The sequence below is a fragment of the Ectobacillus sp. OTK genome (genome assembly GCF_059698935.1).
In genome coordinates, this window is sequence record NZ_AP048547.1 from 3,505,293 (window position 1) to 3,520,005 (window position 14,713).

Annotated in this window: 14 protein-coding genes and 1 pseudogene; 7 read left to right on the top strand and 8 right to left on the bottom strand. The window is 40.6% G+C overall.

Going from position 1 to position 14,713, the window contains the following annotated elements; all coding sequences use genetic code 11:
• The first annotated feature begins 63 nt into the window (after nt 1–63).
• From AC6HZ4_RS17355 to AC6HZ4_RS17365, 3 genes are all read left to right on the top strand, one after another.
• Entirely contained in the window at nt 64–1,014 is a 951-nt protein-coding gene (locus AC6HZ4_RS17355; RefSeq protein ID WP_497490910.1) for a DMT family transporter, read from the top strand.
• A 202-nt stretch (nt 1,015–1,216) separates the two neighbouring features.
• The gene (locus tag AC6HZ4_RS17360; RefSeq protein ID WP_497490912.1) at nt 1,217–1,879 is read left to right on the top strand and encodes a nitroreductase family protein; all 663 of its coding nucleotides are present in this window, start codon (nt 1,217–1,219) and stop codon (nt 1,877–1,879) included.
• 130 nt (nt 1,880–2,009) lie between these two features.
• The gene (locus AC6HZ4_RS17365) at nt 2,010–2,786 is read left to right on the top strand and encodes an arylamine N-acetyltransferase family protein (RefSeq protein WP_497490913.1); all 777 of its coding nucleotides are present in this window, start codon (nt 2,010–2,012) and stop codon (nt 2,784–2,786) included.
• Nucleotides 2,787–3,182: 396 nt separating this feature from the next.
• Here AC6HZ4_RS17365 and AC6HZ4_RS17370 read toward each other — a convergent pair whose 3' ends face one another.
• The 3 genes from AC6HZ4_RS17370 to AC6HZ4_RS17380 all read right to left on the bottom strand — a co-directional run bounded on the left by AC6HZ4_RS17370 (nt 3,183) and on the right by AC6HZ4_RS17380 (nt 5,608).
• Nucleotides 3,183–3,452, bottom strand: a complete 270-nt coding sequence (locus AC6HZ4_RS17370) for an ArsR/SmtB family transcription factor (protein ID WP_497495754.1) — start codon at nt 3,450–3,452, stop codon at nt 3,183–3,185.
• Between the two features lie 302 nt (nt 3,453–3,754).
• A complete protein-coding gene (locus AC6HZ4_RS17375) occupies nt 3,755–4,213 on the bottom strand; it encodes a YoqH family protein (protein ID WP_497490914.1) in 459 nt (152 codons plus the stop codon).
• 195 nt (nt 4,214–4,408) lie between these two features.
• Nucleotides 4,409–5,608, bottom strand: a complete 1,200-nt coding sequence (locus AC6HZ4_RS17380) for a branched-chain amino acid ABC transporter substrate-binding protein (RefSeq protein ID WP_497490915.1) — start codon at nt 5,606–5,608, stop codon at nt 4,409–4,411.
• Nucleotides 5,609–6,034: 426 nt separating this feature from the next.
• Here AC6HZ4_RS17380 and AC6HZ4_RS17385 point away from each other — a divergent pair, with 426 nt between their 5' ends.
• The 3 genes from AC6HZ4_RS17385 to AC6HZ4_RS17395 all read left to right on the top strand — a co-directional run bounded on the left by AC6HZ4_RS17385 (nt 6,035) and on the right by AC6HZ4_RS17395 (nt 8,151).
• Complete coding sequence (locus AC6HZ4_RS17385) at nt 6,035–6,478, top strand: DUF1641 domain-containing protein (protein ID WP_497490916.1); 444 nt, start codon at nt 6,035–6,037, stop codon at nt 6,476–6,478.
• A gap of 40 nt (nt 6,479–6,518) precedes the next feature.
• Entirely contained in the window at nt 6,519–7,697 is a 1,179-nt protein-coding gene (locus tag AC6HZ4_RS17390; protein ID WP_497490917.1) for an NAD(P)/FAD-dependent oxidoreductase, read from the top strand.
• Nucleotides 7,698–7,980: 283 nt separating this feature from the next.
• The gene (locus AC6HZ4_RS17395; protein ID WP_497490919.1) at nt 7,981–8,151 is read left to right on the top strand and encodes a DUF4021 domain-containing protein; all 171 of its coding nucleotides are present in this window, start codon (nt 7,981–7,983) and stop codon (nt 8,149–8,151) included.
• Between the two features lie 94 nt (nt 8,152–8,245).
• On the opposite strand, the gene AC6HZ4_RS17400 is transcribed toward AC6HZ4_RS17395, so the two are convergent.
• From AC6HZ4_RS17400 to AC6HZ4_RS17420, 5 genes and pseudogenes are all read right to left on the bottom strand, one after another.
• On the bottom strand, nt 8,246–9,865 hold the full coding sequence (locus tag AC6HZ4_RS17400) for an ABC-F family ATP-binding cassette domain-containing protein (protein WP_497490920.1): 1,620 nt from the start codon (nt 9,863–9,865) through the stop codon (nt 8,246–8,248).
• Between the two features lie 358 nt (nt 9,866–10,223).
• The gene (locus AC6HZ4_RS17405) at nt 10,224–10,685 is read right to left on the bottom strand and encodes a hypothetical protein (protein WP_497490922.1); all 462 of its coding nucleotides are present in this window, start codon (nt 10,683–10,685) and stop codon (nt 10,224–10,226) included.
• Nucleotides 10,686–11,325: 640 nt separating this feature from the next.
• Nucleotides 11,326–11,718, bottom strand: a complete 393-nt coding sequence (locus AC6HZ4_RS17410) for a gamma-glutamylcyclotransferase family protein (protein ID WP_497490923.1) — start codon at nt 11,716–11,718, stop codon at nt 11,326–11,328.
• Nucleotides 11,719–11,833: 115 nt separating this feature from the next.
• Nucleotides 11,834–12,535: an ABC transporter ATP-binding protein gene (locus AC6HZ4_RS17415; protein ID WP_497490924.1), complete on the bottom strand. Its 702-nt coding sequence runs from the start codon at nt 12,533–12,535 to the stop codon at nt 11,834–11,836.
• 18 nt (nt 12,536–12,553) lie between these two features.
• Nucleotides 12,554–13,177: pseudogene (locus AC6HZ4_RS17420) on the bottom strand (ABC transporter ATP-binding protein); the annotation flags it as partial.
• A gap of 95 nt (nt 13,178–13,272) precedes the next feature.
• On the opposite strand from AC6HZ4_RS17420, the gene AC6HZ4_RS17425 reads away from it, so the two are divergent.
• Nucleotides 13,273–14,703 carry an IS4 family transposase gene (locus AC6HZ4_RS17425; RefSeq protein ID WP_497490925.1) on the top strand — a complete coding sequence of 477 codons (1,431 nt, stop codon included), beginning with the start codon at nt 13,273–13,275 and terminating at the stop codon, nt 14,701–14,703.
• The last annotated feature ends 10 nt before the right edge of the window (nt 14,704–14,713 follow it).

Genomic DNA, 14,713 nt, shown 5'->3' on the forward strand with positions numbered 1-14,713 from the left:
TTTTCATGTAAGGGATAAAACGTTCGCGAACATAATCCCGGCTATTGCAGAGAGGAAGATGCGATGACAAACCAAAAAGAACTGAAACTTGCTTATTTGTCTGCCGTGTTAAACGCAGCGATAATCGGATTTTCGTTTTTGTTTATCAAAATGGCACTCGAGCACGCCCATCCGATCGATACGCTGACGTACCGTTTTGCTGCTTCGTTTGCGGTCATGTCGATCCTGGCTGCGTGCGGCCGGATTAAACTTAAATACCGCGGCAAGCCGCTATACAAAGTGTTGCTGCTAGCGACTATGTACCCCTTGGGCTTCTTCACGCTGCAAACGTTCGGGCTGGAGCACGCCACCTCGGCCGAGGGCGGCATTTTGTACGCCTTCACACCGGTCTTAACGCTGTTACTGGCCTCTGTATTTTTGAAGGAAGCAACCACCGCCTTGCAGAAGCTGTCGATCTTCCTTTCGGTATTCGGCGTTGTGTTCATCTTGATGATGAAGGGGAGCAGCATCGATTTGTCGAACATGACGGGGATTTTCCTGTTGTTCTTGTCGTGCCTGGCCTTTGCCGGATACAGCGTTTTGGCCCGGTCGCTTTTGAGGATTTTTAGTCCGATGGAAATCAGCTATTTAATGTTGGGGATCGGATTCGTCGTATTTCTGGCTGTTTCGCTTACCGGCCATGTGACCGCCGGGACGCTCGGCCACCTGTTCGCACCGCTCGCCAGCGGTACTTTTATCGTGTCGATCCTCTACCTGGGAGTAATGTCCTCACTCGTCACAGCACTGACGGCAAACTACGCCTTGTCAAAAATAGAAGCGTCAAAAACAAGCGTATTCGCCAATCTATCGACCATCGTCTCTATTGCGGCCGGGGCGATGTTTCTCGGGGAAAAAATTACGATGTACCATATCATCGGTTCGGTGCTAATTATAATGGGGGTTATGGGAACAAATCGTTTTGGACGAAAAAAGACAACCAAGCGAATGACCAAGGCTGACCGTGCAGAAGCATGATAGAGCAGACTGAAAACCTGCAGCATTGCGGCCGATTATTCAACCGCCCATTAATTGCGGCAAGGATAATTTAAAGATGGCGGACACCATAGTTGTCAGAAGTTAGTTTTAAAAACTTAACATGGCAAATCGGCCTCGATAAGTGTAAACCTGAGGGCCCATTGCTGAAAATACAGTAAATAATTAAGGAGTTGCTTGTGAAATGTCACCTACTGTACAAACCGACTTTTTCACCGTAGTTCGGGAACGTCATTCCGTCAAACATTATGACGCTGCGCACAAACTGAGCGAACAGGAAATTAAGGAGCTTCTGGAGATTGCGAATAGCGCACCGTCGGCTTGGAATCTTCAGCATTGGAAGTTTCTCGCCATCACCGACCAGACGGCTAAAGCTAAGCTGCTTCCTATTGCTTACGGCCAAATACAAGTCGTCGAGGCCTCTGTCGTCATCGCCATACTGGGAGACCTTCAAGCCAATCTGAACGCCGAAGCCGTCTTTGAACCGGACGTGCAAGCCGGACTGCTGTCCGAGGAAGTCAAGGCGAACCTGCTCGGCCAAATTGAATACGCGTATGCCAATGTACCGACCGCTCCGCGCGATGAAGCAATCCGCAACGCATCGTTGGCCGCGATGCAGCTCATGCTTGCCGCGAAGGCGAAAGGCCTTGATTCGTGCCCAATGGGCGGATACGACGCCGATAAATTCGTCGAAGCATTCGGCGTCCCTGCGCGGTATGTTCCGGTCATGCTGGTCGCTATCGGCAAGGCGGCTGCACCAGCTCGTCCGTCCGCCCGATTACCGGTCGAGCAAACGGTTTTCTGGAATCTGGAACTTTCTAAGAAACTGGCCCAATCCGATTTTTGAGGCGTTATTCCCAAAAAGATACTCTACTAACGATGGGTATCTTTTTGGGTAATTTTACTGGATGAAATCCTCATCGCCTCTGTGATAGAAGAATAAATTAATTGAAGAACTACTTTTGGAGGAATTACTAATGAGTACGCTGGATGCTTTATTTCGTAAAAGAATCGGGATTCCAGAAACCGAAACTATTACATTTGGCACATTGGATAATGTTCTTGAAAAAACCGCCCAAAACATTCCTTTTGAAAATTTATGTATTATTGAAAATAACATCAGTGAGATCACTAAAGAAAACTTAATCAATAAAATGCTGGTAAAAAAAGCAGGCGGCCTTTGTTATGAATTAAATTCGCTTTTCTATTTCTTCTTAATCGAAAATGGTTTTAACGCAGTGCTGGCACGCGGGGTTGTTTACAACAATACTGGCCAAGAGTATCTTCCCCTGGGAAGAACCCATGTCACTATTCTGATAACCCATGAGGAACAAACGTATTTAATAGATACGGGCTTTGGAGGGAATTTGCCATTAAAACCTGTTCCTTTAACCGGGGAGACTGTAACCTCCAATAATGGGGAATTTCGGATAAAAAAAGGGGCTAGTGAACATGGAGACTACATTTTTGAAATGAAATTAAAACATAAGGATACCGATTGGCAAATAGGATATGCCTTCGATTCCAAGAGGCCTGTAACCGATGTATCGGAATTTAATGAGCTCCAAACGATCATCGCTGAACATCAAGAATCTCCATTTAACAAAAATCCGCTAATCACAAAACTGACAAATGGCGGAAATGTAACATTAACAAACACCTCATTTACACAATGGGTTGATGGAATCGTTACAAAAGAGAAAATTGACGACGCGAAATTCAAAAAGCTGTTGAAACAGCATTTTGGGATCTAAAACACTGAATCAGACGAAAAAGCTCACAAAATCCGCAGCCGGAACCAAATTTATAGCTCATGCGGATGCAGCAAATGACGCACAGCCTTATACAATGATCGTTAGCAACCCGGTTAGACATGGTTTAAAATTTTGCCAACTTCATTTTCTCCAATCAGCACAATTATTGAACAATTAAAATCCCAATTTCTCATTTATATCACTGAGAAATTGGGATTTTTAATTCTGGAATATCCTTAACGGGATACATCCGCCTTTTGCTGGCAGTACCCCATACTCATCAAACTAAGAATTCACAATTACCCCAAAACAAAGACTTTGCACAAATTGCTCAATTTTACCGTTTTGGGATAGTTTATTTTTATTAGGTTGATCTATGTGGCAATACTCACAATATTATGCTGCAATTGCTTTGAGGATAGCTCTAGCTCGCTCATCTATTACTTCATAAAAAATCTCTAAGCCTTTTCGAGTTCCTGCAATGACCTTAGCTGCTCTCATCTTTGCTAAGTGCTGACTGATGGTGCTTTGCGGCATTTCAAACTCCTCATACAGTGTAGTTACATTTGCAGGACCTTGATTTAACATAAATTCCACTAATCCAAGTCGTACTGGGTGAGCCAGTACCTTGAGTAACTCAGCATCTTCAACATGCAAATCCATCATTGCGGCTTTTTCTGTATTCAATGTACTCGCTCCTTTTTTCCCATTATTAATAGCTACATTAAATATTATATCACAATAAAATAATGTCGCATATTACATTTATATTACGATGAATAAAGCCACAATAATATGCTAATAAACCAGGTTATACAATACACCATTGGAATAAGAAAAAGATTTCAGGCAGCAAAAATAACCGGCGCTGATTTGATTACGGTTACCAGATCCATGCTTGGGCAATAAGATTTAACATTAGACAAGCCGCCATAAGATTGCTTATAGTAAGTTACATGAACGCACTTCTATCTACAGGCTTTTATACTATTCGTCAGAATTGGCGGTCCTAATTTCTCGGTTGTTGAGTTAGAAGGACGCACTTGTATTTGTACATCTTTCATTTCTGCAGTAATACTGTCGATTCTCCCTGCCCAAGTGGGGCTGCCCTCTTCCTCAGAAGGATAAAGTTTAAAACGCCAACTGATTTCATTTGGAATAAATGCAAACCCTTCATACCTATCATAATTGCCCAAAATGCTTGGATCGGGTAAATGAAGAGCATGGATGCTTATACTTGTCCGCGGGAAGCTTGGCGTCAGTTTTACCTTGTACACCAAAGCTACCCCTTTTGCATTTTTGTCCTGTTTGTTAAGAGGATTCAATATTACGCTGCAAGGAAGGGGCGCTGATGAATCAGCTTGAATTTGATTTGGGCTTATGATGAATGCCGTACACAATACTAACGCCAAAATAAACTGTCGCATGGTTCCCTCCAAGATAGTTATTTGGGTTAGTTTCTCTCTTGTGTTACATTGTTATGAAACATTCACTGCGTTTTATATTTTGTACATTTGATGTAAAAAAAAGCCGTTCTTTTGTTTTGGCTTTTTAGCGGACTAAAAAAGGCTGACCTCAAAAGGCACATTACGTACCTTTTGGGTCGGCCCTCTTTTTCTGTCTTACTTGCTCACTTCGCCTTCCTGCTTGCCAGGATATGTGCCGCCTTCATACTTGTTGATGTACACTTTTGCGTATTTGTTATCGCCTTTTTCATCGAAGCTAATTTTCGTAATAACACCATTAAAGTCGCTTACACCTCGAACCGCATCACGAACTTGCTCACGAGTTGGATATTTGCCGTCGTTTTTGGCGATTGCATCCTTAATTCCTTGCAGGATAACACTTGCAGCATCATAGCCATATGCTGAGAATGCTTCTACATCTTTATTGAACTTTTGCTTGTAGTCTGCCGCGAATTTCTTGCCTTCCTCTGTAGAATTTGGAGATGTCGCAACTGTTGTGTAATACGTATTTTTCAAAGCATCTTTTGCAATTTCAGCCATTGTCGGAGAATCGATACCGTCGCCGCCCATAATCGGAATATCAATACCTTTTTCACGAGCCTGCTTCACCAAGATGCTTCCTTCTGCATACAGACCGCCAAAGTATACTAAGTCAGGCTTCTTTGCCAATACTTGATTTAATACGCCGTTAAAGTCCTTCTCGCCTATTGTAATACCTTCGTACCCAAGAACCTTTGCGCCTAATTTTTCAGCTTCTTTCTTAAACGCATCTGCAAGACCTGTTCCGTAAGCTGTTTTATCTTGAATGATAAAGATGTTTTTCGCGCCAATTTTCTCTACAGCGAATTTCGCAGCTGCAGGACCTTGGAAATCATCGCGTGCTACCAGACGTGCTACCGATTTTAAATTACGCTCTGTTAATTCTACTGCAGTGCTTGATGGAGATACCATGATAAGTTTGTATTTTTCATATGTTTCAGAAGCTGCAATAGATACGCCCGACATAAGATGTCCCACTACGCCAAGCACTTGTTTATCAGCACCAACTGTTTGCGCGTTTGCTACCCCTTTTTTCGGATCACCTTGATCATCGTATGGTACAAGCTGTAAATCAAAGCCCAGCTTCTTAAATTCCTCCTTCTGCTGATCTACTGCAAGCTGTGCACCAAGCTTCATTGATTCACCGAAGGAAGCAGAGCCGCCGGAAAGTGGAGATTGTGTAACGATTTTGATTACCTTGCCGCCTGCACCTTTATCAGATGCTGTTTCTGTGTTAACTTTTGTTCCGCACCCTGCCAATAGACCTACTGTGAGCACACCGGATAACAGTAGGGATAGACCCTTTTTCTTTTTCATTCTAAACGCCTCCTCCATATCGTGAAATAATTTTCTTAATATTTTAAATATTAATTCATTTCAACAATTTAGACAAGAGGTGAATTCGATTCCATCGACAAATTTCAACAAAATAAACTTAATGCTTCATTATTATGGCTGCTTAAGACATCTCATAGAGCGCCTTACGTGATGAGCCCTAAATCTCCCTAAAAGTTTTCAATGCTTCTAAAAATACGACATAATTAAAGAATCACTGGTAAAGATAAATTTAAAAGTAGACTTATTTTGAGATTTATTTTAAGATTTATTTTGTATGCTTCTAAATTTTTCGAGATATCAAAATGATCTCGAGCTCTTAAGGGTTGGGAAAATCCTACGCAAGATAGGTCTTTTTCTTTAATCACAAAATTTAAGCGATATAGTTTTTAAAAAGGAGAATTGGATATGTCAGGAACAATGACTCAAACAAAAGAAGAACAAGCATTGCCGAATTTATCTTCCAACTTGGAACAACTTGATGTACTGGATCAGCTATTAAAACCAGAGGTTCAGCAATCTCTGACTGTCTTAATAGAGCAGCTGCCAAAATTGACTGAGCTTGTAAGTATATTGACTAAGTCTTATGAGTTTGCGCAATCAGTTGCCACTGATGAAGTATTAAAGAGCGATACAGTTGGAGCGATCCAAGAAATTATGGATCCTGTAACAGGCACTGTAAAAAACATCGCAGCCACTGCTATAGAAGCTAAAGATCGTGCTGAGGAGAGCAATGAAGTGATCGGTCTTTTCGGTCTTTTAAAGATGCTCAAAGATCCACAAGTACAGAAGCTTTTCCGCTTTGTAAACGCTTATCTTCAAGTAAGTAGAGAACGCAATATCCAAAAATAATTCTTTTTACATTTAAATGAGTAAGGACGGAGGATAAACTATGTCAAAGCATATCGTCATCTTAGGAGCCGGTTATGGGGGGCTTCTAGCAGCATTAAACGTTCGAAAATATTTAAGTAAGGCTGATGCACAAGTTACAGTAATAAACGAGTACCCAACACACCAAATCATCACGGAGCTGCACCGTCTTGCAGCAGGAAGCATTGCTGAGCCAGCGGTATCTATCCCATTGGAGAAACTTTTCAAAGGACAGGATATCAATCTTAAGATCGCAAAGGTTGCTTCTTTTTCAGTAGACAAAAAAGAAGTGAAGCTTGCAGATGGTTCTACTTTAACATACGATGCTCTTGTTGTTGGTTTAGGAAGCAAAACTGCTTATTTCGGTATCCCAGGACTTGAAGAACATAGCCTCGTGTTAAAGTCAGTAGAGGACGCTAATAAAATTTACCAACATATTGAAGGTCGCCTTCGTGAATATGCGAAAACGAAAAATGAGGCCGATGCTACTATTTTAATCGGCGGCGGCGGATTGACAGGCGTTGAACTTGTTGGCGAGATTGCAGACAAGCTGCCTAAGCTTGCAAGAAGCTATGGAATCGATCCTAAAGAAGTGAAGCTCCTTCTTGTAGAAGCAGGTCCAAAGATCCTTCCAGTTCTACCGGATACGCTAATTGAACGTGCACAGACTAGCTTAGAAGCACGCGGCGTTCAATTCCTATTGGGTCTTCCTGTAACAAATGTTGAGGGAAATGTAGTTGATCTAAAGGATGGTCAGAAGATTGTAACTAATACCTTTGTTTGGACAGGCGGAGTACAAGGTAACCCTCTAGTAGGAGAATCAGGCCTTGAAGTGAATCGCGGACGTGCAACTGTTAATAACTACCTTCAATCTACTTCTCATGAAGATGTGTTTGTTGCTGGTGACTGTGCCGTTGTTTTCGCTCCAGATGGCCGTCCATACCCGCCTACTGCACAGATTGCTTGGCAAATGGGCGAACTTATCGGCTACAACTTATTTGCATACTTAGAAAACAAAACATTTGAAGAGTTTAACCCAGTAAACTCAGGAACACTTGCAAGCTTAGGTCGTAAAGATGCTGTGGCCACAATTGGAGCAAACTCCACTCAACTCAAAGGGCTGCCAGCATCCCTAATGAAGGAAGCAAGCAATATTCGTTACTTATCACATATTAAAGCATTGTTTAGCTTGGCTCATTAAACCAAACGGATATGAACGAAAGGGAAAATATCCTGTTTCTCTAAATGAAACTAGGTTACATGTTAGAGAAATGTCTGTATAATTTACCCAACTTCAGGTACACTAAGAATGTGAAATATTATCCATTTCACACACAACCCTAAACAAAAAGGCTTCCTCACCCGAAGCCTTTTTGTCATGCTCAAAAGTACTCATACTCCATTAGAATTGTCCAAATCATTATGCTTAGTTTGCATAATGATTTTATTGTTTGGGCATTTTAAAAATTGGAGGTGATATATATATGAATAATCTGTACTCTGGAAAAGAAGAAGAAAATGGTAATAAAAATAAGATGCTGCATCGAACTCGAAGTGAAAATGCCATTGGTCTTGATATGGATGAACAAGAGATGAATGGATTGTATGGAATGCCCGAAACTGACGTTGAAGACAGCAGGCACGAAAAAAAATAATTAAAAAACAAAAAAGACACCTGTAAAAAAGGTGTCTCTCCATAGTTACGCAGCTCAGATAGAATAATTCTCCTGATTTATTATCTGGTACGATTTATGCATACATCTGTTCTATTGTTTTTTGCAGCTCGCTGTTTTCTAGATACTCATCATATGTTGTTTGCTTATCCACAATGCCGTTTGGCGTAATTTCGATTATACGGTTCGCAATTGTTTGAACAAACTGGTGATCGTGTGATGTAAACAGCATCGTGCCTTTAAAGCTAATTAAACCATTGTTGAGCGCTGTAATAGACTCTAAGTCAAGATGGTTTGTCGGATCATCGAATAGAAGCACGTTCGCGCCGCTGAGCATCATTTTCGATAACATACAGCGAACCTTTTCGCCTCCTGACAATACGCTCGCTTTCTTAAGCACTTCTTCTCCAGAAAATAACATTCTACCTAAGAATCCGCGAAGGAAGCTTTCAGACTCATCCTCCGGAGAAAATTGGCGAAGCCATTCTACTAGGTTTAAGTCGCAATTCTCAAAGTAGGCAGAGTTATCCCGCGGGAAGTATGCTTGAGAAGTTGTCACGCCCCACTTGTAGGAACCTGCATCCGGCTCCATTTCTCCTGATAAAATTTTGAATAATGTTGTATGTGCAAGTTCGCTGCGGCCAACAAACGCGATTTTATCACCTTTATTCACTGTGAAGCTCACGTTATCAAGCACTTTCTCACCATCAATCGTTTTCGTCAATCCTTCTACACGCAGCAAATCGTTTCCGACTTCGCGGTTTGGCGTAAAGCCTACAAACGGATAACGACGAGAAGATGGTTTAATATCATCAAGCGTGATTTTATCCAGCAATTTCTTACGAGAAGTTGCTTGCTTTGCCTTTGATGCGTTCGAGCTGAATCGTGCAATAAATGCCTGCAATTCTTTAATTTTCTCTTCTTTTTTCTTGTTGGCATCCTGTGAAATTTTGAGAGCCAATTGACTGGACTCATACCAAAAATCGTAGTTGCCAACATAAATTTGAATACGGCCAAAATCAAGATCCGCCATATGTGTACATACTTTATTTAAGAAGTGACGATCATGGGAAACAACAATTACTGTATTTTCAAAGTTTAACAGAAAATCCTCTAGCCAACGAACAGCCTTCATGTCCAAATGGTTTGTCGGCTCATCCAAAAGTAAAATATCCGGCTTGCCAAATAGAGCTTGCGCCAGCAATACCTTTACCTTCTCTGCCCCTGACAATTCAGCCATTTTTTTATAGTGAAGATCTTCACCGATACCTAAGCCTTTTAAAAGAATTGCTGCATCGGACTCAGCTTCCCAGCCATTCAGCTCGGCAAATTCGCCTTCAAGCTCTGCCGCACGCATACCGTCTTCATCTGTAAAGTTTTCCTTCATATAAATAGCATCTTTTTCCTGAGAAATTTCCCATAAACGGGTATGACCCATAATAACAGTTTTAAGAACCTCAACCTCTTCATATTCGAAATGGTTCTGTTTCAAAACAGCAAGACGCTCGCCAGGCGTAATAATTACATCACCTGTATTCGGCTCAATTTCACCAGATAAAATTTTCAAAAACGTTGATTTTCCAGCGCCGTTTGCACCAATCAAACCGTAGCAATTTCCTGGTGTAAACTTAATATTTACATCCTCGAACAATTTTCTATCACCGTATCGTAAACTTACATTGCTTACTTGAATCAAATTGTGTTCCTCCAGACAAACCTAGTATTATTAAGGGTTTAACCCTTGTATATATCCGTTTTTGTGTAGAATCAGAAAAACCCATATCTTACGATTCACTTGTTTTAAACTATTGACATTATACAGTAAGTTGTCCTATCGTTGCAATAACTTCCCTGTTCCAGTTTACGACACCCTTTGAACTGCGCGCCACCTGCTCGCTAACGCTCCTTTTCCTAATCACATTCACACTGGTAAAGATGCCTTCGAAGAAAATACAGTCTTTTATCATGCTTGAAGCATCTGTAAAGATCTACCTGTAAGAAAAAATTTCTACAAAGCATGATTTCATTTTGTCATCATCCTAAAATCAATAACTTTAAATCTTGTAATATCTAGAGCATTGTTTGATCTCTTTTTGTGATAAAATTCCTATGGCTTTTTCAATATCTGATACATCTAAAAAGAATCGATTATCCGCCCCGATGTATATCGCTTTAACATGTAATTTACACCATAATGCTCCAAAAATAGCATTAATTTGACCTGGAACATCAGGTATAAGCACTTGAATAACTGTTTTTTGATGAAATTTAATACCTAAAGTTTCCAATATATCTTTTACTACACGAAGATCATTTTCACTCTCAGAATCAGTGCTGCCGACTACAAGCCTAACCATATTGTAAATACAACAATTGATTTTTAAAGGAGCTTGTTGATAAGCAGTAATATTCACACCTTGTCTAGCAATGTCGCTTAAAATACAGTTCAGTGTATTATCATTAACATTAAAACTAAATTGTGTTCTTAAATTAAATCTATAACGATCATCATTCATTGTAAAATTTTCTCCTTAAAAGTTATGCTATATTACATGTAAAAAATTTCAAAATAGTTCTGGTACAAACATATTAAAGTTAGGATTGAAGCAAACAAATTATTATTGAGGCCCTCTTTTGTACGAAGAACTCTAAGATCTGATAAACAAATTCTGCTTGACTTTATATAAATTATTCCAATTTCCTAACAAAACAAAAAAGTGTATATTTAATGGTTTATTATGATTACCATTAAATGCATGCTTTCAAGTATGTATAAACTGAATGTTACATATTACATTACATGAAATTTTAACACCCGTCTAATATGTCCTTCCATTCAGATCTAGCTTATCTGCAAGTCAAACACATGATCCTAATCCTTTATGATCTTATAGCACAAGAAGCAGCCGGAACGGAGAGGAAAGCAGCGTGCATAAGCCGCAAATCGAACATTTAGTTAGAAAAAATCCAAAATAAAAAGGCGCCTATATATAGGCGCCTGCGTATTGCGGCGAAGAACCGTAAGGCCACATCCATACGTTTTGCTTTAAAAGCATGCTCTTCGACTTATGCAATTCAGCTCATCGCTTCATCATCATACCATAGAGCACATGAAGAAACAAGCATTCCTTTACAGAAACTTTATAGATCAACAAATCAGATATTTTGCTTCCTATACTGTATCCAATCTCCGCTCTGAATATGCTCTTTTAAACTATTGAGCGAAGCACCTGCAACATATACAATCGCCTCGTATGTCCCGTCCTCCACAAAAGCATGTATACGTATTCTTTCATACAAATTTTTGCTTCTTCCAGGCCGATAGCCCTCTAGACGGTCCACTATCTGCAGCATCTCATCGTCAATCTTATATAACTCCCCAATCACTTTCTGGCTCTCATCTAACATGATAGCCGGATACCCATCTCCTGTATCATACATTGCTGCAAATATGTACGCGTTTTGTTTCACACATTTCGCCTTGCGAATCAAATAATGGTTTTTCTCGCCTTTTCGAAGCGTTCCGTATACGAATAGAAGATGCTCCATAATCTCTCCTCCTTAATCAAACAATTTTATTTCTCTTTTCTTTATGAGCCGTTATTTCCCCAATATCTTTTTTCCAAAGACAAACAGCCCCTCCATTACGGAGAGGATGCTTGATTTAAGCCAAGTACGCTTCTTTTACAATATCATCATTGATTAATACTTTTCCTTCGCCAACCATTTTAATTTCACCCGTTTGGATAACATAGCCGCGATGTGCGATTTGAAGCGCTTGATAAGCATTTTGCTCCACAAGCAAAATCGTCATGCCTTCTTTGTTCAATTCTGTAATAATCTCAAAGATTTGCTCTACAATAATCGGTGCAAGTCCCATAGAGGGCTCATCTAGCATGAGCAAATCCGGTTGGCTCATTAACGCACGACCGATTGCAAGCATTTGCTGCTCACCGCCGCTCATCGTGCCGCCCTTTTGGTCGAGTCGTTCCTTTACACGCGGGAAGTAATGAAATACTCGCTCCATCCGATCCTTAATAATCTTCTTATCCTTTACTGAAAAAGCACCCATTTCCAGGTTCTCAAGTACCGTTAAGCGCGGAAAAATGCGGCGGCCTTCCGGAACATGCGCAATTCCTGACAACGCCGTAATATGCGGCGGCTGCTTCGTAATATCTTTTCCATGGAATAACACTTGTCCCGTCTTAGGGATGACCTGCCCGCTAATCGTTTTCAACGTAGTGGATTTCCCTGCTCCATTGCTGCCAATTAGCGTAACGATCTCGCCTTTTTCTACTGTTACATTTAATCCTTTTAATGCATGAATTCCGCCATAATATGCATTTACGTCTACAAGCTGTAACATAAAATTCCCTCCCGTTCCTTACTGCGTGACCGCGCTTTTTCCGAGATATGCTTCGATAACCTTCGGATTGCTGCGGATATCGAGAGGCCCTCCTTCGGCAATTTTCTCTCCGTGATCGAGAACGATAATATGCTCAGAAATTTCCATAACTAGCTTCATATCATGCTCAATTAAAATGATCGTCACATCAAGCTCTTCTCTCATGCGATAAATTAAATCTGTCAGCTCTTTCGTTTCCTTCGGGTTCATTCCTGCTGCCGGCTCATCCAGCAATAGCACCTTTGGCCTTGCGGCAAGGGCACGAGCAATTTCTAAGCGCCGCTGTGCACCGTACGATAGATTTTGCGCTTCTTCATTTAGAAATTGCGCTAATCCAACGTATTCAAGCAAACGATAGGCTTCCTTTTGCGCTTCCTTTTCCTCACGGCGAACGTTCGGTAAATTCAGCAGCGTTCCAAACAGCCCGCTTTTTAAATGATTATGCAAGCCAACCATCACATTTTCAAGTACGGTCATGCTGTTAAACAAACGAATATTTTGAAAGGTACGGGCAATTCCAAGCTTTGAAATATCATGCGGCTTAAAGCCAACAAGCGATTGGTTTCCAAGCATAATTTCTCCCTCATCCGGATTGTACACACCCCATCGCCATCAAGGTAAAGTAATTAAATACCCCCAAAACGAAAAAAATGCGTTATTCTTTCTCTATCACCATGGAAAGGATGGCGCATTTTTGTATGACGTGTTCTGTATCTCAAGAATTACAGCTATTTGCAGAAGAGCTTCAACGACATGTATCACCAACTCATTTACAACATGTAGCTAAAGAAGTCGGATTTGTAAAACGAACCAGTAAATATCGAGCACAAGATCTAGCAGCTTTATGTGTATGGATAAGTCAGAGTGTGGCTCAAACCTCCTTGACCCAGTTATGTAGCGGTTTAGAAGCAGCAACAGGCATACTTATGAGTCCTGAAGGACTCAATCAACGGTTTAATACCAACGCTGTAGAGTTTTTACAGCACATATTAACTCAGCTCCTCACCCAAAAGCTATCTGCATCAAGAATATTTTCACCTCAGTATGCAACTACTTTTCAGCGGATTCGTATACTAGACTCCACTGCATTTCAACTGCCAAATGTTTTTGCATCCGTCTATCCAGGGGCTGGAGGATGCAGCCATAAGGCTGGTATTAAGATTCAATTGGAATATGATCTTCTAAGTGGACAATTCCTTCATATTCATATGGGGCCGGGTAAACAACACGATCGTACCTACGGTTCTCTCTGTGTACCTTCTGTAGAAGCAAAGGACTTGTGCATACGGGATTTAGGCTATTTTCATATCAAAGATCTTCAACACATACAAGAGCAGCAAGCATACTATATCTCTCGTATCAAATCTAATACACGCGTATACCAGAAAAATCCGAATCCTGAGTATTTTCAAGATGGAAGAATCAAAAAAGGATCTCAGTATATCCAACTAGATATGGAGGACCTGATGAACACTCTGCAACCAGGACAAACCTATGAAATACCAGACGCCTATATTGGAATGGCTGAAAAATTGCCGGCTCGTGTCATTGTTCATCGTCTTACAGAAGAACAACAGAAAAAACGCCTACAAGATCAAGCAGTTCGTGAGAAAAAGAAAGGGATGACGTATTCTCCTCGTAGTAAACGGTTGAGTGGGATAAATGTATATACGACGAACACCTCTACTGATATTGTCCCGACGGGACATGTCCATGATTTGTATTCCTTACGTTGGCAAATAGAAATTTTGTTCAAAATATGGAAATCGTTCTTTCAGATTGATCATTGTAAAAAGGTGAAGCGCGAGCGATTAGAGTGTCATTTGTATGGCCAATTAATAGCCATCTTACTTTGTTCTTCTACGATGTTTCAAATGCGGCAGTTACTTCTTGTGAAGAAAAAACGGGAGCTAAGTGAATATAAAGCAATGTATATGATTATGGATTATTTCCCTCTTTTACATAAAGCCATGGAAAAAGACACCACAGAAATATCAAGGATTCTACTTCGCCTGTTCAACCTCCTACAGCGTAACGGGCGAAAATCTCATAGGTACGAGAAGAAAACAGTCTTTGATATATTGGGTGTCGTATATCAGTATACCATGTCTGACAACCAAGCGGCTTAAGCAAAAAAAA

What these genes read in the sequence shown, in the direction of transcription:
- AC6HZ4_RS17355 (WP_497490910.1), top strand. Translation starts at nt 64, where the DNA reads ATGACAAACCAAAAAGAACTGAAACTTGCTTATTTGTCTGCCGTGTTA.
- AC6HZ4_RS17360 (WP_497490912.1), top strand. Translation starts at nt 1,217, where the DNA reads ATGTCACCTACTGTACAAACCGACTTTTTCACCGTAGTTCGGGAACGT.
- AC6HZ4_RS17365 (WP_497490913.1), top strand. Translation starts at nt 2,010, where the DNA reads ATGAGTACGCTGGATGCTTTATTTCGTAAAAGAATCGGGATTCCAGAA.
- AC6HZ4_RS17370 (WP_497495754.1), bottom strand. Translation starts at nt 3,452, where the DNA reads ATGATGGATTTGCATGTTGAAGATGCTGAGTTACTCAAGGTACTGGCT.
- AC6HZ4_RS17375 (WP_497490914.1), bottom strand. Translation starts at nt 4,213, where the DNA reads ATGCGACAGTTTATTTTGGCGTTAGTATTGTGTACGGCATTCATCATA.
- AC6HZ4_RS17380 (WP_497490915.1), bottom strand. Translation starts at nt 5,608, where the DNA reads ATGAAAAAGAAAAAGGGTCTATCCCTACTGTTATCCGGTGTGCTCACA.
- AC6HZ4_RS17385 (WP_497490916.1), top strand. Translation starts at nt 6,035, where the DNA reads ATGTCAGGAACAATGACTCAAACAAAAGAAGAACAAGCATTGCCGAAT.
- AC6HZ4_RS17390 (WP_497490917.1), top strand. Translation starts at nt 6,519, where the DNA reads ATGTCAAAGCATATCGTCATCTTAGGAGCCGGTTATGGGGGGCTTCTA.
- AC6HZ4_RS17395 (WP_497490919.1), top strand. Translation starts at nt 7,981, where the DNA reads ATGAATAATCTGTACTCTGGAAAAGAAGAAGAAAATGGTAATAAAAAT.
- AC6HZ4_RS17405 (WP_497490922.1), bottom strand. Translation starts at nt 10,685, where the DNA reads ATGAATGATGATCGTTATAGATTTAATTTAAGAACACAATTTAGTTTT.
- AC6HZ4_RS17410 (WP_497490923.1), bottom strand. Translation starts at nt 11,718, where the DNA reads ATGGAGCATCTTCTATTCGTATACGGAACGCTTCGAAAAGGCGAGAAA.
- AC6HZ4_RS17415 (WP_497490924.1), bottom strand. Translation starts at nt 12,535, where the DNA reads ATGTTACAGCTTGTAGACGTAAATGCATATTATGGCGGAATTCATGCA.
- AC6HZ4_RS17425 (WP_497490925.1), top strand. Translation starts at nt 13,273, where the DNA reads ATGACGTGTTCTGTATCTCAAGAATTACAGCTATTTGCAGAAGAGCTT.